Genomic DNA, 23,020 nt, shown 5'->3' on the forward strand with positions numbered 1-23,020 from the left:
AATGTCTGCAGCGCTATTGCACAGTCGCCATCTGATCTGGAGCCGGACGATCCCGGCAGAATGGTAGTTTTTCGCAGCGGGTGGGACCCGTTTCAGGGAGCAAGGCATGGGGGAGTTTCAAAACCCGCATTACCGGATGATTGGGCAAATGTTCCAAAAGGACTATCGCTGGCTGTGCGCTGCCGTTGGCCGCACGCTGGGTTGCCCACACAGTGCACAGGACATCGCCTCGGAAACCTTTCTACGGGTATTGGCCCTGCCGGACCCGAGCGCGATTCGCGAACCAAGGGCGCTGCTGACCACCATCGCTCGGCGGCTGGTTTATGAAGGCTGGCGCCGCCAGGATCTGGAACGCGCCTATCTGGAAAGCCTGGCGCTGGCGCCGGAACCGGTGCATCCATCGCCGGAAGAGCGGGCGCTGGTGATCGAGGCGCTGCTGGCGGTCGATCGCTTGCTCAACGGTTTGTCGGCCAAGGCCAAGGCCGCGTTTCTCTACCATCAACTGGACGGTTTGACCTACAGCGAAATCGGCACACAACTCGGCGTCTCTACCAGCCGCGTGCAGCAATACATGGTCGAGGCGTTCAAGCGCTGCTATCAGGCGATGCAGGCATGAGGCCGGACGAAGCGGTGATCGATGAGGCCGCGCAGTGGATGGCGCTGTTGCAGTCCGGCGAAGCCAGTAGCGGCGAGCGTGCGGCGTTCGAGGCATGGCGAGCGGCTGACCCACGGCACCAGCGGATCATCGAACAAATGGGCGGCGGCCTGAACCTGCTGCGTCATCCAACCCTGCGCGGGCTACCGCGCAACAGCCTGCTGCACAGCCTGAATGCACCATCGAGTCGACGGCGTTTTCTCAGCGGCAGCCTGAGTGTGCTCGGTATCGCTGTGCTGGCCGGGTTACTCGGGCGCCGCTACGGCTGGCTGCCGGAGGCCGGGGAGCTGGCAACCGGCATCGGCGAGCGGCGCGATTTCACCCTGGAGGATGGCAGTGCGCTGAGTCTGAATGCGCGGACGCGGGTGGTGGCGCAGTTTGATCCGCTGCAGCGCCTGTTGGCGTTGCGCAGCGGCGAGTTGCTGGTCGACGTGGCCAAGGACCGCGCGCGACCGTTTATGGTCGAGACCGAGCACGGCCGGATGCGTGCCCTCGGGACCCGATTTCTGGTGCAGCAGAACGACGATTTTACCCGCTTGGTGATGCTGCATTCGCAGGTCGAAGTGGTCACGGCCGGCGGTGCGCGGCAAGTGGTGGAGGCGGGGGAGAGTCTGGCGTTCAACGCGCAGGACATTCTGGCTCTGCAGCGCAGCAACGGTCAGGAAAGCGCCTGGGTGCAAGGTCGCCTGGAAGTGCACGACCGGCCGCTGAGCGAAGTGATCGACAGCCTGCGTCGCTATCGCCGGGGCATCCTGCACCTGAGTCCCGAGGTGGCCGACTTGCGCCTGAGCGGTCTCTATCCGCTCGATGACAGTGACCGCACGCTGCAACTGCTGGAGCGTTCGCTGCCGATCCGCGTCACCTGGCACAACCCGTACTGGGTCAGCATCGGCGCGCGGTTATAGCCTCATAACTTCTTGGCCTAATCGCCGCCCTATAAAAAGCGCCGGCCCGCTGCTCATTCCCTGCAGACGCCTTCAACAGGGAAGCCCTCGATGATTTCATTCAAACAACAATTACCTCGCTTGACCCTCGCCGCCGCCCTGGCGCTGGGGCTTGGGCCGATCGCGGTTCATGCGCAGGATTCGGTCGCTCAGGTATACACCTTCGACATTGCCAGCGGGCCACTCGATGAGGTGCTGCTGGACATCTCGCGCCAGACCGGCGTACCGATTTCCTTCAGCCAGAACCTGGTGCAAGGCAAGCGCAGCAGTGCGGTACGCGGTGCGTTGGGCGGGCGTCAGGCGGTGGAGAAGGCGCTGCTCGGCAGCGGCCTGCAAGTCGAGCAAAGCGCTCAGGGCCTGAGCGTGCGCGAAGGCGAGGCGAGCACGCCGCTGGCGGCAAAAGTCAGCGCCGTGGCACCGGCCACCAGCGCCGATTACCGCATGGAAAAAGTCACCGTCACCGGCTCGCGCATCGCCCGCGCGCAGAGCGATGGCGCGACCCCGGTCAACGTCATCACCCACGAAGAGATGGAAGCGCGCGGCTACAAGAACGTTTACGACGCCTTGGCCACACAAACGCAAAACACCGGAATGACCCAGGGCGAGGACTACGGCAACACCTGGCAACCGGCGGCCAGCGCGATCAACCTGCGCGGCCTCGGCCCCAACCACACACTGGTGTTGATCAACGGTCGACGCGTCGCCGATTACCCGACGCCATACGACGGCAAGGTCAACTTCACCAACCTGGCGAACATTCCCTCGGCGGTCATCGAGCGGATTGAAATCCTCAGCAGCGGCGCCTCGGCGATCTACGGTTCGGACGCGATTGCCGGGGTGGTCAACATCATCCTCAAGAAGCAGATCAATGGCGTCGACGTCAATCTCAAGGGCGGCACCAGCGAGCGCGGCGGGGGTGACAACCAGCGCCTGCAAATCAGCGGCGGTGGCAGTTGGGGCGACTTCGACGGTCTGTTCGGCGTGGAGCTGACCAATCGCGATCCGATCTGGGCCGACGACCGTGGCTTCATGCAGAGCGGGCCGCTGGCGGACGTCGGTTACCGCCGCGACCTGAGCAACAACCGCTACCTGGGCCCCGGCTGCGGCGCCTATCAAGGCACCTTCGATAACAAACTGCTCAACAACGGTGGCCGCTGCCGCACCGATCAGATGTACAACGATTACTGGACCATCCAGACGCAAAAGGAAAACTACGACGGCTACACCCGTGGCACCTGGCATTTCAGCGACAGCGGTCAGGTGTTTGCCGACTTGATGTATGGTCTCGACCACATCCAGAACAACACCCGTGGCCCGACGTTCACCTCGCCGGATTTCATCAACCAGAACAGCGGTAATCTGGAGCGCTGGTACCGCCGTTACGGTGAAGAGGAAATCGGCGGTCGCACCAGCAACAACAGCAAGTGGACCGACACCTCATGGACCGGCACCCTCGGCCTCTCGGACAAGATCGCCGACACCGGCTGGAGCTACGATCTGGCGGCCAACCGCTCGGAATACCGCAGCGTCAGGACCACACGCTACACGCCGCTGTCCTCGATTCAGGATTTCTACCTCGGCCCGCAACTGGGTACGCGTGACGGCTACCCGGTGTTCGCTCCCGATACGTCGCGCCTCGACCGACCGCTGACGCCGCAGGAATGGCAGCAGTTTCGCAGCAACCTGACCCAGCGCAGCAAGTCGGTCTCGACCAGCTACAACGCTTCGATCAATGGCGATCTGTTTGACTTGCCGGCCGGCCCGGTGGGATTCGCCGGCGTGCTGGAGGCGGGCAAGCAGGAATACCGCGTCGACCCGGATGACGGCCTGAATGACGGCACTTTCTACGGCGTCAGCCCGGCGCAAAGCTCCGGTGGTTCGCGCAAGCGTTATGCCGCCGGTGGCGAGTTCAGCATTCCGGTCACCGACACCGTGCTGGCAACAGTGGCGGGGCGCTGGGACCAGTACAAATTCAGCGATCGTTCCGAACAGCAGAAGACCTACAACCTCGGGCTGGAATGGCGCCCGATCAGCAGCCTGTTGCTGCGCGGCAGCTATGGCACCAGTTTCCGTGCGCCGGACCTGAACTACATCTACCAGTCCGACAGCAACGGCTATTACCCGGCGCAGATCGACTACTACGGTTGCAGCCAGGGCGTGCAGGGCGCGTGTGATCGCGGGCGGGTCGATTACACCCAGAGCGGCACGCCAAACCTTGAGTCCGAGCGCGGTAAATCCTGGACCTACGGTTTTGTCTGGTCGCCGTCACGCAATTTCGATTTCTCCACCGATTTCTGGCGTGTAGAGATCGACGACCTGCTGACCACCGTCGACGAAAACCGCCTGTTGCAGCAAGAGAACGAATGCCGCAACGGTACGCAGGACATCAACTCGGCCAACTGCCAGTCGACCCTGGCGCGCATTGATCGCAACCCGGGCACTGCCGCCATCGATCCGAATCAGTTGCAACGGGTGCGAGTCAACGCGATCAACGCCGCCAGCGAGCGGGTCAGCGGTCTGGACTTCAAAAGCAACATCCGCTGGGGCGCCGGCCAGTACGGCGCGTTCAGCTCGGCGCTGGGCTACACCCTGGTGCTGTCGCATTTCTACAAGGAGTCGGACGAGGCTCCGACTCAGGACTGGCGCACTTCGCAAACCAATTACGACTGGCGCAGCAAGGTCAACGCCAGTCTGACTTGGGATTACCAGAAGGCCACGGCGACGCTGATGGGCATTCGCTATGGGTCGGTGACCAACGGCGCGGGTGACGGGCGCCTGTCGCCGTGGACGGTGTTCAACGCCAGTGCGCGATACAAACTCAATGACCGCGCCAGCGTCGGGCTGACCGTGAACAACGTGCTCAACCAGATCAAACACGATGACTCGGCTGGCTGGCCGTATTACCCGACCGGTAACTACGACCCGTACGGGCGGCAGTGGTGGCTGGATGTGAGTTATCACTTCGGCAGTTGAGCGCGCGGTATTCGTGGGTAATGTCCTACGGAAACAGGTCGGGATTTCGCAGAAACGGGGATATTTCCGACGACATTCTCAGGTTGGTCGTCGGAAGCGTGATCTATAGCATCGGACATGACATTGAAGTCGCAAACGGCTTGGACGTTCAGGCCTCTGATAACGGATGGATTATGCGAACTCCCCACCTCGAATACGAAACGCCTGCTTATTCCCATCGCCTTCACTGGCGCACCGATCGTGCCAGATGCCCCATGGAGGAGGTCACGATGCCCAGCGTCAAGGTACCCCGGCTGACGGGGGTGAAGAGGGCCGAGGGCAGACCTGTCGACTTGCTCGTCCATGGCCAGAACATAGGCGACGACGCCTTTCTGATTGTTGACCTGACCGACGAAGGTTTTGAGCTGAACGATGTCGTCAACATGCTTTCAACGTCTGAGCTTTATCTGCAAGGCGACATGGTCAAACGCATCACCGGCAAGTCGGTCAGCACCGTACGGCGATTACTGAAGGAAGGTAAAACGGTACGGCTTGACCCGCAGCAGAGCGTTGTCGCCTACCAATATGCGTTGGTGCTGGAAAAGGCCACTCGCGCCTTCGGGAGGCAGTCACGGGCCGAGGAGTGGCTGCGCAAACCCAGCACCTACCTGAACGGACGCGTACCGGTGGAGTTGATCCGGCATTCACTGGGGTTTCAGATGGTGGAGCAGTATCTGGGGCAACTGATATACGGGGTTTACACATGAATCCCTTGCCCTGGGACGATCACTGGTATGCCTGGCGGCTGGACGCCGAGGTTTACGGAGGGACGTGGGACAGCGGGATGGGTTCAAATCTCAATGGTGGCCGATGGAACATACCCGGGCGGCGAGTCGTTTATGCATCAGTCGATCCGTCCTCGGCCATTCTGGAGGTGGCAGCGCATCACAGCTTTGATGCGCTGGACAGTGAACCTTATGTGCTCACGTGTTTTGAAGTCGTCAGCGAAGCAAAAGTGAAAATCGTGCAGCCGGAGGATGTGCCGAATCCTTATTGGTTGAGCCCCGCCAAGCCATCCCCCAATCAACAACTGTTCGCCGATGCGTTATTGGCTGAGCATCCGTTTGTACTGATCCCCTCGGCGGCAACCCGGCACTCGTGGAATCTGCTGGTAAGCTGCGAATTGGCGGAGGGGCAGTTCAGGATGGTTTCCCAGGAGCGGTTTGGGCTGGATACAAGATTGCTGAGGGAGATGGAGCTGGCTTGATCCACACGTGCCATTTTTTTGCATAACCTCATCACCCAATGGTCTAAATCGGGCTCTATAAAACGCCGCTGTCCATTGCACATCCCTGCATAAACCAAAACGCAGGGATGGCTGTTCATGATTCAGTTTTCACCCGTTAGATCCCGTTTGAGCCTGGCTTTGCTGCTGGCGATCAATACCTTGCCGGCAGTCGCTGCCGACGAACCCACGACCCAGTTGCAACGGGTGGAAGTCACCGGTACGGCGATTCGTCGGGTCGATGCGGAAACTGCAGTACCGGTCACCATTCTGCGAGTTGAAGAACTGCGCGAGCAGGGGGTGAGCACCACCGAAGAACTGGTCAGCCGGATTTCCGCCAATCAGTCTTCGGTCGGTTCCGGCCGCTCGGTGGGGTCGAGCAGCGGCGGGGCGTCGTATGCCGATTTGCGCGGTATCGGCCCGAACAAGACGCTGGTACTGCTCAATGGCCGGCGGCTGAGTAACAACGCGACCAATGCGATCAATGGCTCCGGGGTTGACCTGAACACCATTCCGTTCGCCGCCATTGATCGCGTCGAAGTCCTGCGTGACGGCGCTTCGGCGTTGTACGGCACCGATGCGATCGGCGGGGGGATCAACTTCATCACCAAGACCAGCCTCACCGAAGGCCAACTCAGCACCAACTACGACACGCCGACCCATGCCGGCGGTGGTGAAAGTCGCAACTTCAGCGGCAGCTGGGGCTTCGGCGATTTGCAGGATGACCGTTTCAACGTGTTTGGCGTGGTCAGTCATGACAAGCAGCAACGCCTGGCCGCCGAAGATCGTGGCTACAGCTACAACTACCAGCCCGGACGCGGTCTCGATTACACCTCCGGCACCGCATCGCCGGCCAACTGGAGTCAGGGCAGCAACGCTACCAACCCATTGGCCGGTTCAGGTTGCAACGCCCCGGGTCTGCTGGCACGCAATGGTATCTGCCGCCAGAGCCTGTGGAACTACCTCGATCTGGTGCCGGAAACCGAGAAGACCTCGGCGTTCGCCAAAGCCACCGGCAAGCTCTCGGACGACCACAACGTCAGCCTCGAATACTTTTGGGCACGCAACGAAAACCGCACGCAGATCGGCCCCGGCACGCTGATGGGCAACCAGATCAGCCCCGGCACGACGTTCTATCCCGGCAACGGCATTACCCCGGGCCCCAACGGTTTCGCCCTCGACCCGACACAACCGGTGGATGTGAACTGGCGCGAAACCGCAGTCGGCGCTCGTCAGCATGAAGACGACAACACCGGCCAGCGTTTGCTGTTGAGTTTCGACGGCAGCGTGGTCGGCTGGGATTACAACGTCGGTGCGTCGTACAACCAGAACAAAGTGGTCAATGCCATCGAGGCTGGCTACGTCAACGACCGCGCCGTGAGCGCCGGTATTGCCAACGGTATCATCAATCCGTTTGGCGCCCAGACTGCTGCCGGGCAGGCGTTGCTGGCAGCCAACGCGGTGGATGGCGATTACTCGACGGCGGTCGGGCGGGTCAAGGCGATTGACGGACGTGTCAGCCGCGAGATTGGCGACTGGTTCGGTGCCGGCCCTTCGGCACTGGCACTGGGCGGCGAGTATCGCAAGGAGGATTTCCATCAGGGCTTCGCGCAGTTCGCCGCCGATGTGCAAAGCCTGGGTGTCGATCCGAATGCCAGCGTTGCCGGTGATCGCAGCGTTTCGGCGCAGTACGCCGAGGTCAACGTGCCGGTGCTCGACAGCCTCGAACTGTCCGCCGCCGTGCGGCATGACAAGTACAGCGACTTCGGCAGCACCACCAACCCGAAATATTCGTTCCGCTTCCAGCCGTTCAAGGAGCTGGTGGTGCGTGGCGCCTACAGTGAGGGTTTCCGTGCGCCTTCGCTGTACGAGTTGTATAACCCCAACTTCACCACGTTCACTGTCGCCAACTACAACGATCCACGGCTGTGCGCCGGTGGCAACCCGAGCAACGGCGGGATCGCCAACCGCGACTGCGCCCAGCAGTTCTACAGCCGCACCGGCGGCAACACTGACCTCAGCCCGGAAACCGCGCGCAACGTCACCCTCGGTTTCGTCTATCAGCCGTTCGAGCGCCTGAGCACCGGGCTGGATTTCTGGTGGATCAACATTGCCAACCAGATCGCCGAGTTCCCGGAGTCAGCGGTGTTCGAGAACCCGGAGCTGTACCCGGATCGCCTGATCCGCAAGCCTGACGGCTCCATCGATCACATCGTTACGGGCCTCGCCAACCTCGGCAAGATCAAGACCAACGGCGTCGACGTCAGCTTCGATTACCGGTTGCCGAGCACCCCGTACGGTAACTTCGGCATTGGCCTGCAAGGCACGTACGTCAGCCGTTACGAGTACCAGCAGCAGCTCAAGGGCGACTACATCGACAAGCTTGGCGATTTCCGTGGCGGCGACTTTGCTTCGGCCGGCGCCGTGGCCCGCTGGCGTCACAGCCTGACCGGCAGCTGGAACTACGGCCCCTACGGCGTCGCCCTGACCAACCGCTACACCAGCGGCTACCACGACTCCGACCGCGAGACCCACGATTACGTTGGCTCGTACAACGTCTGGGATCTGGCCGGCACCTATACCTGGCGCAAAACCCTCAGCGTAACCCTCGGCGCGAAGAACCTGTTCGACCGCGAGCCGCCGTTCAGCAACCAGACCTACACCTTCCAGAGCGGCTACGACCCGAAATACGGCGATCCGTTTGGCCGGACGCTGTACACGCGGGTCAGCTACAAGTTCTGACTTGCCCAGTGTGGGCGGGTTTTAGTCACTTATTGATCTAAGCCCGCCCTATAAAAGTCGCCGGCCTGTTGCACATCACAGGTAGGCAGGATGTGTGGTGACTGTACTGGCCTCTTCGCGAGCAAGCTCCCTCAGGGGATTTGCGATGAGCCCGCCCTCCATGTGGGAGCGAGCCTGCTCGCGAAGAGGCCAGTCGCAGCACCGCGTAAAAGGATCTGCCCATGTTCTCCAGACTCATTTTATTCAGTGCCGTTGCGCTTTTAACCTCATTCAGTTGGGCCGCCCCGCAACCAGCGCTGACGGTCTACGGCGAGGCTCCCAAATACGCCCCGGACTTCCAGCACCTGGCCTACGCCAACCCCAACGCCCCGAAGGGTGGCACCCTGCGCCGCTCCTCGCTGGAAAGCGGCCCGTTCGATCACCTGATTCCCTACATCGACAAAGGTACCGGCGTGGCCGATGTCGACGGCTGGCTCTACGCGCCGCTGGCTTATCGCAGCAAGGACGAGCCCTACAGTGTCTACGGCCTGGTGGCTCAGCAGATGGAGCTGGATGCAGATCGCCGCTGGCTGCGTTTCTACCTCAATCCCAAGGCCAGGTTTGACGATGGCACGCCGATCACCGCCGAAGACGTGCGCTACACCTTCGAGCTGTTCACCACCCAGGGCAGTCTCAAATACCGCCAACAGTTTCGCGATGTCGCCGAAGTCGTGGTGGAGTCGCCGACGCAAGTGCGCTTCAACTTCAAGAACAACGACAGCCGCACCTTGCCGCTGGATCTGGCGACGCTTCCAGTGCTGCCCGAACACTGGTGGCGCACGCGCAACTTCGCCGAGGGCGCCGGTTTCGAGATCCCGCCGGGCAGTGGCCCGTACCGTATCAGCGCGGTGGACGCCGGACGCAGTGTGAAGTTTCAGCGCGTCGCCGACTGGTGGGCCAAGGACCTGCCGATCACTCGCGGGCTGTACAACTTCGATCACTTGAGCGTGGAGTTCTTTGCCGACACCGATGTTTCCAGGCAAGTGCTCAAGGCTGGCGGCTTCGACTACAACCGCGAGTTTTCCGCGACCAGCTACACCATCGGCTATGCGGGGGCGGCGCTGGAGCAGGGCAAATTGCTTCGTGAACATCTCGCGCCCGGCGCCGCGCAAGGTTCGCAAGGTTTCGTGTTCAATCTGCAGAAACCGCTGTTTCAGGATCGCCGGGTGCGTCAGGCCATCGCCATGCTCTGGGACTTCGAGTGGAGCAATCGGCAGATGATGCGCAGCATGTACCTGCGCCAGCGCAGTTACTTCTCGCACAGTGCGTTGGCGGCCACTGAGTTGCCGGATGCCGAGGAACTGGAAATCCTCGAACCGTGGCGCGGCAAGATTCCTGACGAGGTCTTCACCCGGGTGTTCGAAGCACCGAAAACCGACGGCAGCGGCAACATCCGCGCCGAGCAGTTGCAAGCGTTGAAATTGCTGGAGGCCGCCGGCTGGAAACCTTATGGCGATCAGTTGGTGAACGCCAGTGGCGAGCCGCTGCAGTTCACCTTTCTCAACGGCCAGAAGGGCTTCGAACGCTTGCTGTTGCCGTTCAAGCGCAACCTGGCACAGATCGGCATCGGTTTCGATATCCGTCAGGTCGACACCGCGCAATACACCAACCGCGTGCGCAATCGTGACTACGACATGATCGTGGTCGGCTATCCGGTGAGCCAGGCGCCAGGGCGCGAGATGTTCAATTACTTCGGCGCCGACGGGGCGGACGATCCCGGCTCCAACAACTACATGGTGCTGCGCGATCCGGCTGTCGATGCGTTGCTTGAAGGGCTGGTGCAGGCCGACAACCGCGACAGCCTGTTGCGTCATGCCCACGCTTTGGATCGGGTGTTGCAGTGGGGTTATTACTGGATTCCCAACTACTACCCGCCGGGGATTTCCACGGTATGGTGGAACCGTTTCGGCCGCCCGGCGACGGCGCCGCTGTACGACGCCGGGCTCGACACTTGGTGGGAAATCAGCCCGACCGCGCTGACCTCCACGCAGCTGCAGCAACAGCAAAAGGAGTACGCCCATGTGGGGTTATAGTCTGCGGCGTCTGCTGCTGATCGTGCCGACCTTGCTCGCCATTCTGTTGGTCAATTTCGTCATCGTGCAGGCCGCGCCGGGTGGCCCGGTGGAACAGGCGATTGCGCGCTTGCAGGGCATCGGCGTCGGCGCGGCGGTGGGCGGTGGTCATGTGGAAACCATGGGTGGCGAATCCCGCGCCACCCGTGGCCTCGATCCGAAACTGGTGGCTGACATCGAGCGCCAGTACGGCTTCGACAACCCCGCCGGTGAACGCCTGTGGCTGATGCTCAAAAGCTACGCGCGGCTGGACTTCGGCCAGAGTTTTTTCCGGGGTGCCAGTGTCACCGAACTGATCTGGCAGAAGCTGCCGGTGACCTTGTCGCTGGGCTTGTGGGCGACATTGATCACTTATCTGGTGTCGATTCCGCTGGGCATTCGCAAAGCGGTGCACAACGGCTCGGCGTTCGATGTCTGGAGCAGCGTGGCGATCATCATCGGCTATGCGATGCCGGGGTTTCTGTTTGCGCTGCTGCTGATCATCGTGTTTGCCGGCGGCAGTGCGCTGGACTGGTTTCCGGTGCGCGGACTGGTCTCGGACAACTTCGCCGAGTTGTCGCTGTGGGCCAAGGTCGCGGACTACTTCTGGCATCTGGTGTTGCCGGTCACCGCGCTGGTCATCGGCGGATTCGCCACGCTGACGATCCTCACCAAAAACAGCTTTCTCAACGAGATCTCGCGGCTGTACGTGGTGACGGCACGGGCCAAGGGCCTGAGTGAACGTCAGGTGTTGTACGGCCACGTGTTCCGCAACGCGATGCTGCTGGTGGTTGCCGGTCTTCCTCAGGCGCTGGTGACGGTGTTTTTCGGCGGTTCGCTGCTGATCGAAGTGATCTTCTCGCTGGATGGCCTCGGCCGCCTGAGCTACGAAGCGGCGGTGTCGCGTGATTATCCGGTGGTGTTCGGTTCGCTGTTCATCTTCACCCTGTTCGGCCTGCTGATAAAACTGCTCGGCGACCTGTGTTACACGCTGGTCGATCCGCGCATCGACTTCACCGCGAGGACTGCCTGATGCTGACCTTATCTCCCATCGGACAGCGCCGCTGGGCGCGCTTCAAGGCGCATCGGCGTGGCTGGTGGTCGTTGTGGCTGTTTCTGCTGCTGTTCGGCCTGAGCCTGGGCGGTGAATTGATCGCCAATGACAAGCCGCTGCTGGTCGAGTATCAGGACCAATGGTATTTCCCGGCGTTCAAGCGCTACACCGAGCAGGATTTTGGCGGTGAGCTGCCGTTTCAGCCTGACTATCGCAGTGCGCAGGTGCGGCAGCTTATCGAGGGGCAGGGCGGGCGTCTGTGGTTTGCACCGATTGCGTTCGGTTTTGATACGGTCAATTACGACCTGACGGAGCCGGCACCGAGTCCACCGAGCGGCGAGAACTGGCTGGGCACTGACGATCAGGCGCGGGATGTACTGGCGCGGGTGATCTTCGGGACGCGGGTGTCATTGCTGTTCGCCCTGGCATTGACCACCGCGAGCGCGCTGATCGGCATCGCCGCGGGTGCCTTGCAGGGTTATTACGGCGGCTGGGTCGATCTGCTCGGGCAGCGGCTGCTGGAGGTGTGGTCGGGGCTACCGGTGTTGTACCTGTTGATCATCCTGTCCGGGTTCGTCGAGCCGAATTTCTGGTGGCTGCTAGGGATCATGGCGCTGTTTTCCTGGCTGAGCCTGGTCGACGTGGTGCGCGCCGAGTTCCTGCGCAGCCGTGGCCTTGAATACGTCAAAGCGGCGCGGGCGCTGGGGGTTGGCGATGCGCAGGTGATCAGCCGGCACATCCTGCCCAATGCGATGAGCGCGACCCTGACGTATCTGCCGTTCATTCTCACCGGGGCGATTGCCACGCTGTCGGCGCTGGATTTCCTCGGTTTCGGCATGCCTGCCGGCAGCGCTTCGCTGGGCGAACTGATCGGCCAGGGTAAAAGCAATCTGCAAGCGCCGTGGTTGGGGCTGACTGCGTTTTTTACGTTGGCGCTGATTCTTTCTCTGTTGGTGTTTATCGGTGAAGCCTGCCGAGATGCTTTTGATCCGCGCTCTTGAGCCGAGGAGTTGATATGAGCGATAACCTGATCGAAATACGCGACCTGCGTGTAGCATTCAACGGCCAGCCAGTGGTGCACGGCCTCGACCTCGACATCCGCCCGGGCGAGTGCCTGGCGCTGGTCGGCGAGTCCGGCTCGGGCAAATCGGTGACCGCCCACAGCATCCTGCAACTGCTCGACCCGAACATCACGCGGATCGACGGCAGCATTCGCTACCGCGGCGAAGAGCTGCTCGGCGTGCATGAGCGTTATCTGCGGCAGCTGCGCGGCAATCGCATTGCGATGATTTTTCAGGAGCCGATGAGTTCGCTGAATCCACTGCACACGGTTGAACGGCAACTCGGCGAGAGCCTGGCGCTGCACAAAGGCCTGGCGGGCGCGCAAGCCCGTGAGCGCACTCTTGAATTGCTGGAACTGGTTGGCATCCAGAACCCCCGGGAACGGCTCAAGGCCTATCCGCATCAGCTCTCCGGCGGCCAGCGACAGCGGGTAATGATTGCCATGGCGCTGGCCTGTGAGCCGCAGTTGCTGATCGCCGACGAGCCAACCACCGCGCTCGACGTGACCGTGCAGCGCAGGATTCTGCTGTTGCTCAAGGAGCTGCAGCAGCGGCTCGGCATGGCGTTGCTGATCATCAGTCATGACCTGAATCTGGTGCGCACGATTGCCCAGCGGGTGGCGGTGATGCGCGGCGGTGTGATCGTCGAGCAGGCATCGTGCGAACAACTGTTCCGCACCCCGCAGCATCCTTACAGCATCGAGTTGCTGAATGCCGAACCTGGCGGGCATGCCTTATGTCTCGACGCCACCGAGGATTTGTTGCAAGTGCGCGATCTGAATGTGCGCTTCCGTCTCGGCGGCGGTGGGTGGCGGCCGAAGACTTACCTGCAGGCGGTCAAGGGCATCGATCTGAACCTGCAACGCGGCAAGACCTTGGGCATTGTCGGCGAGTCAGGTTCGGGCAAGTCGACATTGGGTCAGGCGATTTTGCGGCTGATCGACGCCGAGGGCAGCATTCGTTTTGCCGGTGAGGCGCTGGAGGCGTTGAGCGGCAAGCAGCTGAGGCCGCTGCGCAAACGCCTGCAAGTGGTGTTTCAGGACCCGTTCGGCAGTCTCAGTCCGCGTCTGTGCGTCGAACAGATCATTGCCGAGGGATTGCAGGTGCACAGCGATTTGAATGCCGCGCAGCGTGCGCAGGCGGTGATCGAGGTACTGCGTGAAGTGGGTCTCGATCCGGCAACGCGGCATCGCTATCCGCACGAATTTTCAGGGGGGCAGCGGCAACGCATCGCCATTGCCCGGGCACTGGTGCTCAAGCCCGACTTGATCCTGCTGGATGAGCCAACCTCGGCACTGGATCGCACGGTGCAAAAGCAGATCGTGGCGCTGCTGCGGCGTTTGCAGCAAGAGCATGGTCTGACCTACCTGTTCATCAGCCATGACCTGGCGGTGGTGCGGGCGCTGGCTCATGATCTGATCGTGATGAAGGAAGGACAGGTGGTGGAGCGGGGGGAGACCGGCAATCTTTTCAGCGCGGCAAAGCACCCCTATACGCAGGAGCTGCTGGCCGCGTCATTTGCCGGTTGATGACCTGCTGCCAGAGCTGACGCTTTCGCGAGCAAGCCCGCTCCCACCGGGGGGATTGGCTGTTTCGGGATTGGCGGGTTGCCGCCGGCTCCATTGTGGGAGCGGGCTTGCTCGCGAAGGCAGTCGGTGCTTCAGCGAAATCCTTGATGCCTGAACGCAAAAATCCCGCCACCAGGGCGGGATTTTCTGCAAACCGAACGACGTCTTACGACGGGAACAGTTCGGACAGTTTCATCGACAGCATCATGTCGCCTTCAACGCGCAGCTTGCCGCCCATGAACGCCTGCATGCCGTCGGTTTCACCGCTGACGATACCTTTCAGGGTTTCGCTGTCCAGCACCAGGGTGCAGTTGGCATCTGGGTTTTCGCCTTCCTTGATGTCGCAAGTGCCGTCTTTGACGATCAGCGAGTACTGCTTGTCTTCGTCGGTGATGTTGAAACCGAAGACCAGGTCCAGACCGGCAGCAGCGGCTGGGTTGAACTTGGCTTGCATCGCTTTTACGGCATCAGCTACGGAGGTCATGGTTCGATCCTTTCTTGGGTAATGGGAGCTGGGTGATTACAGCAAGGGTCACAGTTATCCGGACTCAGCGAAAAGTGATGAGTTCCGGAGCCTTCAGCAGCTGCAGATGTGCATGACTGTTGAAGGAAGCCAAAGCCACCTCGCGACCGCGGAACTTCAGCTGGTTGAGCGAGGTGTTGACGATTTGCCAATTCAGTTCGAATGCCTGTCTGGCAGGCATTTGGGTAATCAGGTGGAGCAGGGCGGTGATGGTGCCGCCGGAGGTGAACACGGCGATTTTCTGGTTGCCGTCGGCCTGTTCGAGGATGCGCTGCAGCCCGCCTTGCACCCGCTCGACGAAACCCAGCCAGCTTTCCAGGCCCGGGGTGTCGTGGGTGCCGGCGAGCCAGCGCTCGATGACCAAGGCGAAGATGCGCTGGAATTCGGTACGGTTCTGCGCCGCGTTGCGCAGGATGTCGATGGCTTCCGGTTCGTCCACCAGCATGGCGGGGATCAGGGCGCGGATCACCGCGTCGGCATCGAACTCGTTGAACGCGGCGTCGGTTTCCAGCGTCGGTACCGACAGGCCTTTGGCGGTGAATTGCTCCAGCGCACTGGTGGCCGTGTGTTGCTGGCGGCGCAGGTCGCCCGCCAGGCAGCGATCGAAACGGACTCCCAGTTCGACGAGGTGCTGGCCGAGGATTTCTGCCTGGCGCACACCGATGGGTGACAGGACGTCATAGTCGTCTGCACCAAAGGAGGCCTGGCCATGTCGAATCAGATAGATACTGCCCACGTCCGCGTCATCCCGGTACGTTGAAGGTTTGGCGAGGTTATGAGGATGACGGAGTACTGTCAATGAAAAAACATACGCTTGTTTGAAATGCTTGTTACAGGCCTGTTGCCAGAGGTTTCACGGCTGGTCGACGAGGCGGCGCATGGGTAAGGGATATCCCCCCCCCTGATTAGAGGAGTCCTTTAGAGGCTCTGAGAGTGGGTGGTTATCAACACCACCAAACCTACAGCTCAAGGAGGGCTATGCGATGACTACACGGTGGAAGACCTGTGCTGTACTCCGCACTCTGGCTACCCACCGTGTCACCTACCGATTTTTTGGTCTACTCCTTGTCACTCTGGGAGCTGCTCAAGGTGGTCCTTTGGTCGAAGGCTTTGGGGATGTTGTCTGCGTTCTACTTGGTGGCTGTGATGGGTGACCTTGCCGTGGTGCTGGCAGGGCTACTTAGGGCCGGAAAGGGTCAAGTTCGCCTTTGCAAGGTTTCAAGCGGGAAATAACGTTTGGAGAGGTCTTGGCTATGTCGATCCTGCCTGTGGCGTCAAGATTGATTTCTGTCGTTGACGCCCATTTTGGCGTTATGTCGATGCACCTCCGAAGCTTCTTGTCGGACCACCAATCAAACATCATGAAGAAATCCTTATCAGGGAAAATATGGCCGATGTCCGCCGTCCCTTCACCGGGGAGCATGCCTCCTTTGTCGATACGGTGCTGAGTGTTCCAAATATAGCGCAGCTCCTCCCGGCCACCCGTGGGGTAATTGACGACTACTCTGGGCAACGTCACATACCAAAATACGAGTATTGCAAGCAGGAGAAGAACTACGACTTTCCCCTTACTCAGCTTGCTTGCAAACGTGGACAATAACGCCATCGCCCCAATCCTCTGGTTTAACTGCAAGAACCTTCTCCATGATCATTTTGGCGGTGATGCCTCCGTCAGGATGCTCAGCGAATAGTTTGATCCCTATGCCAATCGATATCCGATCCGGTACATCGTCATAAGCCTTCATCCCATCGACACCTGGGGTTGCGTGAGGCCCCCGACGTTTATTCCAATCGAAAACCTTTCGGATGGAGTCCGAGGCAATCTGCTCAACACCGGCACCATCGGCCAACACGCTTTCAGAAAGGCCGCCAGCTCGCCCTACGTAGCCGTAGTGGATATTTGACCAGATATCATAGAAATAGTCGTATTCCCCTTGCTTTTGGTAATAGCTACCGAACCTCGCATAGATTTTAGGCTTGTGGTCCCAATCCCGATTTTGTCCAACACGCTCAGTCCAAATCGCCATTGCAGCAGCGCCGTTTGCCGCCCCGATTGCTTGAGGGCTCGTCGCGCCAACTTGAGCATACCAAGGCAGATCCATTTGCTTGCGGGTCTCTTTGGCAATGTCGTATCTGAGCAGCTCTTTCATCTTCAAAACGGAAGGGTGATGAATATTGCGATTCATCTCGTCCGCGATGTAGTCCGCCACCTTCTCCATCATGTCTGGGTCGGTACAGACTGGAGGTTCTGCCTTCGGCTCGGGTTTCTCTTCAGGCTCCTTACTGGCAGCCTTAGGGTCTACCAAAGCGTTCGCCGCTAATGCCTTCTCTTTAAGATTCGGGTCAGCCAACAAGGTCGCCATCTTCTCATCGTCCACAGAGCCATCCGGCCGGAACGCTCCAAGGGCCATGAAGTTGATGATCGTTGCGCCACCAGCATCACCCATGACAAAGCCACCACCGACATCACCTGACCCCGTGATGATTGTCCCGCCGTGGCTTGTGGGGCTCCCTAAGTGGGCCATAGGACGGCCATTCACCTGAATGGAAGGAAAGCCTGTAGTGATGACTGCACCGCACCCACAGGTATCTCCAACACGAGCGGACCCCATGAAGTTGATGTTCACATCACCGGATGCAGAAGCGATAGGGGTAGTCCCGTGCCCAGGTAAAGGGCAGACGTGTTTGTCACCCAGTCGAGCAGAAGAAATCATTGAGCATCGTCCTTGCGTCTTTCGTCCATAGACATAACCAGCCTTTAATCTGGCGCGGGGAGGCTACCGGAAACAGAAGGGCGGGTCTGTAGGAAAAGTCTTAATCTGCTCAGTCGGGTCTTTGAGAATCTGACAGAAAAATCTGAGTGACCACCTCAATCAGGGTCAGCCCTCGCGTCCCCCCGTGGGTGCCCTCGCGTGAGCCTTATCGCGAGCCTGCCTGAGCCTTATCGCGCCCGCGCAGGCCTCTGGAAATGGCCCTTTGAGGTGTCACAAACCGTTAGAATTCCGTTACAACAGTGTTAGACATTGGCTGAAAGACGCCCGTAGAATGGGGCTCAAACGCCTCATTGGATGTCTTATGGAGTTTTTCACCGAATACGCCAGTTTCCTGGCCAAGACCGTAACCCTGGTGGTCGCCATTCTGGTGGTGCTGGCCAGTTTTGCTGCATTGCGCAGCAAGGGCCGGCGCAAGTCGGCAGGGCAGTTGCAGGTCAGCAAGCTCAATGATTTCTACAAGGGCCTGCGTGAGCGCCTCGAGCAGACCCTGCTCGACAAGGATCAGCTCAAGGCCCTTCGCAAGGGGCAGGCCAAATCGGAAAAGACCGAGAAGAAGCAGAAGAGCAAACCCGAGGCCAAATCCCGGGTGTTCGTGCTCGATTTCGACGGTGACATCAAGGCATCGGCCACCGAGAGCCTGCGCCACGAAATCACCGCGCTGCTGACCCTCGCCACACCGAAGGACGAAGTGGTGCTGCGTCTGGAAAGCGGCGGCGGCATGGTGCACAGCTACGGCCTGGCATCGTCGCAACTGGCGCGTATCCGCGAGGCCGGCGTGCCATTGACCGTGTGCATCGACAAGGTCGCGGCCAGCGGCGGCTACATGATGGCGTGCATCGGCGAGAAGATCATCAGCGCGCCGTTCGCGATTCTCGGTTCGATCGGCGTGGTCGCGCAGTTGCCCAACGTCAACCGTTTGCTGAAAAAGCACGATATCGACTTTGAAGTCCTCACCGCCGGTGAGTACAAACGTACCTTGACGGTGTTTGGCGAAAACACCGAGAAGGGTCGGGAGAAGTTCCAGGAAGACCTCGACATCACCCATCAGTTGTTCAAAAACTTCGTGGCCCGCTATCGCCCGCAACTGGCGATTGACGACGTGGCTACCGGTGAGGTCTGGCTCGGCGTTGCAGCGCTGGACAAGCAACTGGTCGATGAACTCAAGACCAGCGATGAATATCTGGCAGACCGGGCGAAAAAGGCTGAGGTCTACCACCTGCATTACGCCGAACGCAAAAGCCTGCAGGAGCGCATCGGCATGGCGGCCAGCGGATCGGTCGATCGTGTACTGCTGAGCTGGTGGAGTCGCCTGACGCAACAGCGCTTCTGGTAAAACAGTCAGCCACAAAAAACGCCGGTCAATGACCGGCGTTTTTGTTTGCGCAGTAAACCCGAAAGCTTAGCGGCGACGGAACAGCGGCAGCGGTTCGTCGGTGGCAGCCTGATAGGTCACCGAGAAGTCTTTGAGACCTTCAAGGGCTTCGTACGGGTCTTTATCCGGGCGCACGGCAAAGGCATCAAAGCCACAACGGTGCATGTAGAACAACTGATCGCGCAGCACGTCGCCAATTGCTCGCAACTCACCTTTGAAACCATAACGGTCGCGCAGCAAGCGGGCGTTGGAGTAGTTGCGGCCGTCGGTGAACGCCGGGAAGTTCAAGGCAATCACCTGAAACTCGGCGACGTCTTCACCGATCTCTTCGGCTTCTTCATCGGCGTCCAGCCAGACACCCAGGCCGCCGTCGCGGGCCTTGAGCATGCGGCTGTGTTCGCGCCACAGTTGCAGCGGAACGATCAAGTCGTCGCAGTTGCTGATCTCGTCGATGTTGAAATCCTTGGGCAGCAAGTGCCAGGTTTCGTCGACGACCTCGTTGTTCTTAATGATTCGCTGCATAGACGCGTTCCTTGAAGAGGTCGATGCCAATACGCTGATAAGTGTCGATGAAGCGCTCGTCTTCGGTACGTTGTTCAACGTACACGTCGATCAGCTTCGAGATCACGTCAGGCATGGCTTCCTGAGCGAAGGACGGGCCGAGGATCTTGCCCAGGCTCGCATCACGGCTGGCGCTGCCGCCGAGGGAGACCTGGTAGAACTCCTCACCTTTCTTGTCCACGCCGAGGATGCCGATATGGCCGACATGGTGGTGACCGCAGGCGTTCATGCAACCGGAGATGTTCAGGTCCAGCTCACCGATGTCGAACAGGTAGTCCAGGTCGTCGAAACGGCGTTGGATCGACTCGGCGATCGGGATCGACTTGGCGTTGGCCAGCGAGCAGAAATCACCGCCAGGGCAGCAGATGATGTCGGTCAGCAGGCCGATGTTCGGCGTGGCGAAACCACCTTCACGCAGTTCGCCCCACAGGGTGAACAGCTGGCTTTGCTCGACGTCGGCCAGAATGATGTTCTGCTCGTGCGAGGTGCGCAGTTGGCCGAAGCTGTAGCGCTCGGCCAGATCGGCGACGGCATCGAGCTGCTTGTCGGTGATGTCGCCCGGGGCAACGCCGGTCGGCTTCAGCGACAAGGTCACGGCCACATACCCCGGCTTCTTGTGCGCCAGGGTGTTGCGGCTGCGCCAGCGGGCGAAGCCCGGATGTTCTTGGTCGAGCTCGGCCAGAGCGGCAGTCTGGTTGTCCAGCGCCTTGTAGTCCGGGTCGACGAAGTGCTTGGCGACGCGGTGCAGCTCGGCTTCGGTCAGCGTGGTCTGGCCACCGCGCAGGTGTTCCATTTCCGCGTCGACTTTCTGCGCAAACACTTCCGGCGTCAGTGCCTTGACGAGGATCTTGATCCGCGCCTTGTACTTGTTGTCGCGACGGCCATAGCGGTTGTAGACCCGCAGGATGGCGTCGAGGTAGCTCAGCAGGTCCTGCCACGGCAGGAACTCGTTGATGAACGCGCCGACCACCGGGGTACGGCCCAGGCCACCGCCGACCAGCACGCGGAAACCGAGTTCACCCGCTTCGTTGTGTACCGGCTCCAGGCCTATGTCGTGGACTTCAATGGCTGCACGGTCAGCGGTCGAACCGTTGACAGCGATCTTGAATTTACGCGGCAGGTAGGCGAATTCCGGGTGGAACGTGGTCCACTGACGGACGATTTCGCACCATGGGCGCGGGTCGATCAATTCGTCGGCCGCGACACCGGCGAACTGGTCGGTGGTGACGTTGCGCAGGCAGTTGCCGCTGGTCTGGATCGCGTGCATCTGCACGGTAGCCAGTTCAGCGAGGATGTCCGGGATGTCTTCCACCGCCGGCCAGTTGAACTGCACGTTCTGCCGGGTACTGATGTGGGCGTAGCCCTTGTCGTAGTCACGGGCAATCTTGGCCATCATGCGCGTCTGACGCGAAGTCAATTGGCCGTAAGGCACCGCCACGCGCAACATCGGCGCGAAACGCTGGATGTACAGGCCATTTTGCAGGCGCAGGGGGCGGAATTCTTCTTCGCTCAGCTCACCTGCCAGATAGCGTCGGGTCTGATCACGGAACTGCTTGACGCGGTCCTCGATGATCCGCTGATCGTACTCGTCGTATACGTACATATAAGTCCTGTTCTCAGGCTTTGGGCTACTCGGAAAACGCTGCGTTTTCGCTTGCTGGAGTCCGATGGTGCCTCTGCAATTCTGCGCGCACGGCCGCGCACTCCCTAACGGAGCCGGGGCAATATACCCGTTTGCAGTTATGCGCAAAAGTGATGTTTGAGTATATGTAAAGAACCAAATCGCCTAACGAGAATGGCTGTCAACTAACCCACATTTGTCGTGCGGACAATCATCGTCTTAACTGTGGTCGAGTCTTTCTGCAATCACCGATAAAACCGACAAGAGGCGATGCAATGAGCAACCCGACCAAGGCAAGAAAAAGCGATAGCAGTGTCGATGCGTGGGCCATTTTGTTCCTGATCATTCTCGTTGTAGGGACAGCGGTATTCTGGGTCAGTCATCAGTAAACGACTCATCCGGGTCCGCTTCCGACAGATTGTCGGACAAATAACGGGATCAGGCGTCAATAGCCGCTGGTTCGAGGGCTATAATGCGCGGCCATTTTTCCTTGGGCCCGGATGTTCATGTTGAAGATTTTCCACCTCGCTCTGCTGCTTTTCGGCATGGTTCTGGGAACCTGCGCGCGGGCGGAATCGGTGCTTTTTCTGAATCCGGGCTCGACCGAAGAAGCCTTCTGGGTCAGCTATTCGCAATTCATGCAGGCCGCCGCCCGCGATCTGGGCATCGATTTGCAGATCCTCTATTCCCAGCGTCAGCCGGAACTCACTCTGGCTCAAGCGCGCCTCGCATTGCAGGGCGCCAATCGCCCCGACTATCTGATGTTCGTCAATGAACAATACGTCGCGCCACAGATTCTGCGCATGGCCCAGGACAGCGGCGTGAAGCTGTTCATGGTCAACGCGGTGCTGACGCCTGATCAGGAAGCCCTGGTGGGAGACCGTCCCGACCGCATTGGCAGTCTGATTCCCAACGACGAAGAGGGTGGATATCTGATGATGAAGGCACTGATTCAGGTGCATCCGCCGGTTGAAAATGGCGAACAGATTGAAGCGCTGGCCTTTTCCGGATTGAAAATCACACCGTCGGCACAACTGCGCGAGCGGGGTATGCAGCGTGCCTTGGCCGAGCATCCGCAGGTCCGGTTGCGGCAACTGGTCTACAGCGGTTGGACTCAACAGCGCGCTTATGAGCAGGCCAGGCAATTGGTCAAGCGTTATCCCGACGTATCGCTGGTGTGGTCGGCCAATGATGAAATGGCCTTCGGTGCGATGAGGGCTTTTTCCGAAGCAGGGAAGCGGCCTGGCAGCGATGTTTTTTTCAGTGCGGTCAACACTTCGCCCGCTGCGCTGCAAGCCGTTATCGATGGGCGTCTGAGCGCGCTGGTGGGTGAGCACTTCACCTTGGGGGGGTGGGCACTGGTCGAGTTGCACGATCATGAGTCGGGTGTCGATCTGGATCGATACGGGGGGCGTGACCGGCAGATTCCGTTGCTGCAATTGATCGACAAATCCCAGGCCCGACAACTGCTGGCGATGGGCAAATCGCCCAACTATGGCGTGAACTTCCGCCAGCTTTCAGCCAAGGGCAAGCCGGCCTCGTACCGTTACCCGTTCGGCCTGCAAACGCTGATGCACTGAGCGACGTCAAACCCCGGCGAAATGCAGCACCAGTTTGACGATGGCAAACAGTGTCAGGGCGAACACCGCAGTGAACAGAATGCCCAGGATCAGGAAATGGCTGGGCTTGCCATGGGTGAAGTCCCTGGCCCGGTTTTTCCCGCTCTGCACCCCGAATGCCGCAGCCATGACGCTGTGCAGCATCTGCCAGAAGGTTGGCGGTTTGTTGTCGACTGGATCGTCCATAAATCCCCCGTCT

At 60.2% G+C, this 23,020-nt stretch carries 20 protein-coding genes; 13 read left to right on the forward strand and 7 right to left on the reverse strand.

The genetic code is table 11. The features are described 5' to 3' along the window. Positions 1–106: 106 nt before the first annotated feature. The 10 genes from PseAD21_RS08660 (at position 107) to PseAD21_RS08705 (ending at position 14,312) form a co-directional block, all read left to right on the forward strand. The gene (locus tag PseAD21_RS08660; RefSeq protein WP_102355327.1) at positions 107–616 is read left to right on the forward strand and encodes a sigma-70 family RNA polymerase sigma factor; all 510 of its coding nucleotides are present in this window, start codon (positions 107–109) and stop codon (positions 614–616) included. Then, positions 613–1,560 carry a FecR domain-containing protein gene (locus tag PseAD21_RS08665; protein ID WP_102355328.1) on the forward strand — a complete coding sequence of 316 codons (948 nt, stop codon included), beginning with the start codon at positions 613–615 and terminating at the stop codon, positions 1,558–1,560. The genes PseAD21_RS08660 and PseAD21_RS08665 overlap by 4 nt, the downstream gene beginning before the upstream one ends. 90 nt (positions 1,561–1,650) lie before the next feature. Further along, a complete protein-coding gene (locus tag PseAD21_RS08670; protein ID WP_102355329.1) occupies positions 1,651–4,572 on the forward strand; it encodes a TonB-dependent receptor in 2,922 nt (973 codons plus the stop codon). Positions 4,573–4,841: 269 nt separating this feature from the next. Next, the gene (locus PseAD21_RS08675; RefSeq protein WP_178082109.1) at positions 4,842–5,318 is read left to right on the forward strand and encodes an MbcA/ParS/Xre antitoxin family protein; all 477 of its coding nucleotides are present in this window, start codon (positions 4,842–4,844) and stop codon (positions 5,316–5,318) included. Beyond that, positions 5,315–5,818, forward strand: a complete 504-nt coding sequence (locus PseAD21_RS08680; RefSeq protein ID WP_102355330.1) for an RES family NAD+ phosphorylase — start codon at positions 5,315–5,317, stop codon at positions 5,816–5,818. Before PseAD21_RS08675 ends, PseAD21_RS08680 begins: the two co-directional genes overlap by 4 nt. Before the next feature lie 117 nt (positions 5,819–5,935). Further along, entirely contained in the window at positions 5,936–8,578 is a 2,643-nt protein-coding gene (locus PseAD21_RS08685; RefSeq protein ID WP_102355331.1) for a TonB-dependent receptor, read from the forward strand. 221 nt (positions 8,579–8,799) lie between these two features. Further along, entirely contained in the window at positions 8,800–10,650 is a 1,851-nt protein-coding gene (locus tag PseAD21_RS08690; protein ID WP_102355332.1) for an extracellular solute-binding protein, read from the forward strand. Then, positions 10,637–11,701, forward strand: a complete 1,065-nt coding sequence (locus PseAD21_RS08695; protein WP_102355333.1) for a microcin C ABC transporter permease YejB — start codon at positions 10,637–10,639, stop codon at positions 11,699–11,701. The genes PseAD21_RS08690 and PseAD21_RS08695 overlap by 14 nt, the downstream gene beginning before the upstream one ends. Continuing rightward, on the forward strand, positions 11,701–12,723 hold the full coding sequence (locus PseAD21_RS08700) for an ABC transporter permease (protein WP_102355334.1): 1,023 nt from the start codon (positions 11,701–11,703) through the stop codon (positions 12,721–12,723). Before PseAD21_RS08695 ends, PseAD21_RS08700 begins: the two co-directional genes overlap by 1 nt. Positions 12,724–12,737: 14 nt before the next feature. Beyond that, on the forward strand, positions 12,738–14,312 hold the full coding sequence (locus PseAD21_RS08705; RefSeq protein ID WP_102355335.1) for an ABC transporter ATP-binding protein: 1,575 nt from the start codon (positions 12,738–12,740) through the stop codon (positions 14,310–14,312). A gap of 205 nt (positions 14,313–14,517) precedes the next feature. Here the strand turns inward: PseAD21_RS08705 and PseAD21_RS08710 are convergent, their stop codons facing one another. Together PseAD21_RS08710 and PseAD21_RS08715 are read right to left on the reverse strand one after the other, a co-directional pair. Next, positions 14,518–14,835, reverse strand: a complete 318-nt coding sequence (locus PseAD21_RS08710) for an SCP2 sterol-binding domain-containing protein (protein WP_102355336.1) — start codon at positions 14,833–14,835, stop codon at positions 14,518–14,520. Positions 14,836–14,899: 64 nt separating this feature from the next. After that, complete coding sequence (locus PseAD21_RS08715; protein WP_102355337.1) at positions 14,900–15,610, reverse strand: histidine phosphatase family protein; 711 nt, start codon at positions 15,608–15,610, stop codon at positions 14,900–14,902. Between the two features lie 247 nt (positions 15,611–15,857). Here PseAD21_RS08715 and PseAD21_RS30230 point away from each other — a divergent pair, with 247 nt between their 5' ends. After that, the gene (locus PseAD21_RS30230; RefSeq protein WP_371859050.1) at positions 15,858–16,028 is read left to right on the forward strand and encodes a gp19.5 family protein; all 171 of its coding nucleotides are present in this window, start codon (positions 15,858–15,860) and stop codon (positions 16,026–16,028) included. 26 nt (positions 16,029–16,054) lie between these two features. Here the strand turns inward: PseAD21_RS30230 and PseAD21_RS08720 are convergent, their stop codons facing one another. Both PseAD21_RS08720 and PseAD21_RS08725 read right to left on the reverse strand, forming a co-directional pair. Continuing rightward, positions 16,055–16,480: a hypothetical protein gene (locus PseAD21_RS08720; RefSeq protein WP_256588109.1), complete on the reverse strand. Its 426-nt coding sequence runs from the start codon at positions 16,478–16,480 to the stop codon at positions 16,055–16,057. Beyond that, a complete protein-coding gene (locus PseAD21_RS08725; protein ID WP_102355338.1) occupies positions 16,443–17,588 on the reverse strand; it encodes a polymorphic toxin type 44 domain-containing protein in 1,146 nt (381 codons plus the stop codon). The genes PseAD21_RS08720 and PseAD21_RS08725 overlap by 38 nt, the downstream gene beginning before the upstream one ends. A gap of 361 nt (positions 17,589–17,949) precedes the next feature. Here PseAD21_RS08725 and sohB point away from each other — a divergent pair, with 361 nt between their 5' ends. Beyond that, positions 17,950–18,981 carry a protease SohB gene (sohB, locus tag PseAD21_RS08730; protein ID WP_102355339.1) on the forward strand — a complete coding sequence of 344 codons (1,032 nt, stop codon included), beginning with the start codon at positions 17,950–17,952 and terminating at the stop codon, positions 18,979–18,981. Between the two features lie 66 nt (positions 18,982–19,047). Here the strand turns inward: sohB and PseAD21_RS08735 are convergent, their stop codons facing one another. Then, complete coding sequence (locus PseAD21_RS08735) at positions 19,048–19,542, reverse strand: DUF934 domain-containing protein (RefSeq protein WP_008080464.1); 495 nt, start codon at positions 19,540–19,542, stop codon at positions 19,048–19,050. After that, positions 19,526–21,184 (reverse strand): nitrite/sulfite reductase, encoded by a 1,659-nt coding sequence (locus PseAD21_RS08740; protein ID WP_102355340.1) that lies wholly within the window; start codon positions 21,182–21,184, stop codon positions 19,526–19,528. The genes PseAD21_RS08735 and PseAD21_RS08740 overlap by 17 nt, the downstream gene beginning before the upstream one ends. Before the next feature lie 524 nt (positions 21,185–21,708). Between PseAD21_RS08740 and PseAD21_RS08745 the strand changes: the two genes are divergently transcribed. Continuing rightward, positions 21,709–22,782 (forward strand): ABC transporter substrate-binding protein, encoded by a 1,074-nt coding sequence (locus PseAD21_RS08745; RefSeq protein ID WP_102355420.1) that lies wholly within the window; start codon positions 21,709–21,711, stop codon positions 22,780–22,782. Positions 22,783–22,788: 6 nt separating this feature from the next. On the opposite strand, the gene PseAD21_RS08750 is transcribed toward PseAD21_RS08745, so the two are convergent. Continuing rightward, positions 22,789–23,007, reverse strand: a complete 219-nt coding sequence (locus tag PseAD21_RS08750) for a DUF2970 domain-containing protein (RefSeq protein WP_102355341.1) — start codon at positions 23,005–23,007, stop codon at positions 22,789–22,791. Positions 23,008–23,020: the final 13 nt, after the last annotated feature.

This window comes from Pseudomonas sp. AD21 (assembly GCF_002878485.1).
GTDB lineage: Bacteria > Pseudomonadota > Gammaproteobacteria > Pseudomonadales > Pseudomonadaceae > Aquipseudomonas.

Bases quoted from the DNA above. Each gene is read 5' to 3' on its own strand.
- PseAD21_RS08660 (WP_102355327.1), top strand. From the start codon at position 107: ATGGGGGAGTTTCAAAACCCGCATTACCGGATGATTGGGCAAATGTTC.
- PseAD21_RS08665 (WP_102355328.1), top strand. From the start codon at position 613: ATGAGGCCGGACGAAGCGGTGATCGATGAGGCCGCGCAGTGGATGGCG.
- PseAD21_RS08670 (WP_102355329.1), top strand. From the start codon at position 1,651: ATGATTTCATTCAAACAACAATTACCTCGCTTGACCCTCGCCGCCGCC.
- PseAD21_RS08675 (WP_178082109.1), top strand. From the start codon at position 4,842: ATGCCCAGCGTCAAGGTACCCCGGCTGACGGGGGTGAAGAGGGCCGAG.
- PseAD21_RS08680 (WP_102355330.1), top strand. From the start codon at position 5,315: ATGAATCCCTTGCCCTGGGACGATCACTGGTATGCCTGGCGGCTGGAC.
- PseAD21_RS08685 (WP_102355331.1), top strand. From the start codon at position 5,936: ATGATTCAGTTTTCACCCGTTAGATCCCGTTTGAGCCTGGCTTTGCTG.
- PseAD21_RS08690 (WP_102355332.1), top strand. From the start codon at position 8,800: ATGTTCTCCAGACTCATTTTATTCAGTGCCGTTGCGCTTTTAACCTCA.
- PseAD21_RS08695 (WP_102355333.1), top strand. From the start codon at position 10,637: ATGTGGGGTTATAGTCTGCGGCGTCTGCTGCTGATCGTGCCGACCTTG.
- PseAD21_RS08700 (WP_102355334.1), top strand. From the start codon at position 11,701: ATGCTGACCTTATCTCCCATCGGACAGCGCCGCTGGGCGCGCTTCAAG.
- PseAD21_RS08705 (WP_102355335.1), top strand. From the start codon at position 12,738: ATGAGCGATAACCTGATCGAAATACGCGACCTGCGTGTAGCATTCAAC.
- PseAD21_RS08710 (WP_102355336.1), bottom strand. From the start codon at position 14,835: ATGACCTCCGTAGCTGATGCCGTAAAAGCGATGCAAGCCAAGTTCAAC.
- PseAD21_RS30230 (WP_371859050.1), top strand. From the start codon at position 15,858: ATGACTACACGGTGGAAGACCTGTGCTGTACTCCGCACTCTGGCTACC.
- PseAD21_RS08720 (WP_256588109.1), bottom strand. From the start codon at position 16,480: ATGGCGTTATTGTCCACGTTTGCAAGCAAGCTGAGTAAGGGGAAAGTC.
- PseAD21_RS08725 (WP_102355338.1), bottom strand. From the start codon at position 17,588: ATGATTTCTTCTGCTCGACTGGGTGACAAACACGTCTGCCCTTTACCT.
- sohB (WP_102355339.1), top strand. From the start codon at position 17,950: ATGGAGTTTTTCACCGAATACGCCAGTTTCCTGGCCAAGACCGTAACC.
- PseAD21_RS08735 (WP_008080464.1), bottom strand. From the start codon at position 19,542: ATGCAGCGAATCATTAAGAACAACGAGGTCGTCGACGAAACCTGGCAC.
- PseAD21_RS08740 (WP_102355340.1), bottom strand. From the start codon at position 21,184: ATGTACGTATACGACGAGTACGATCAGCGGATCATCGAGGACCGCGTC.
- PseAD21_RS08745 (WP_102355420.1), top strand. From the start codon at position 21,709: ATGTTGAAGATTTTCCACCTCGCTCTGCTGCTTTTCGGCATGGTTCTG.
- PseAD21_RS08750 (WP_102355341.1), bottom strand. From the start codon at position 23,007: ATGGACGATCCAGTCGACAACAAACCGCCAACCTTCTGGCAGATGCTG.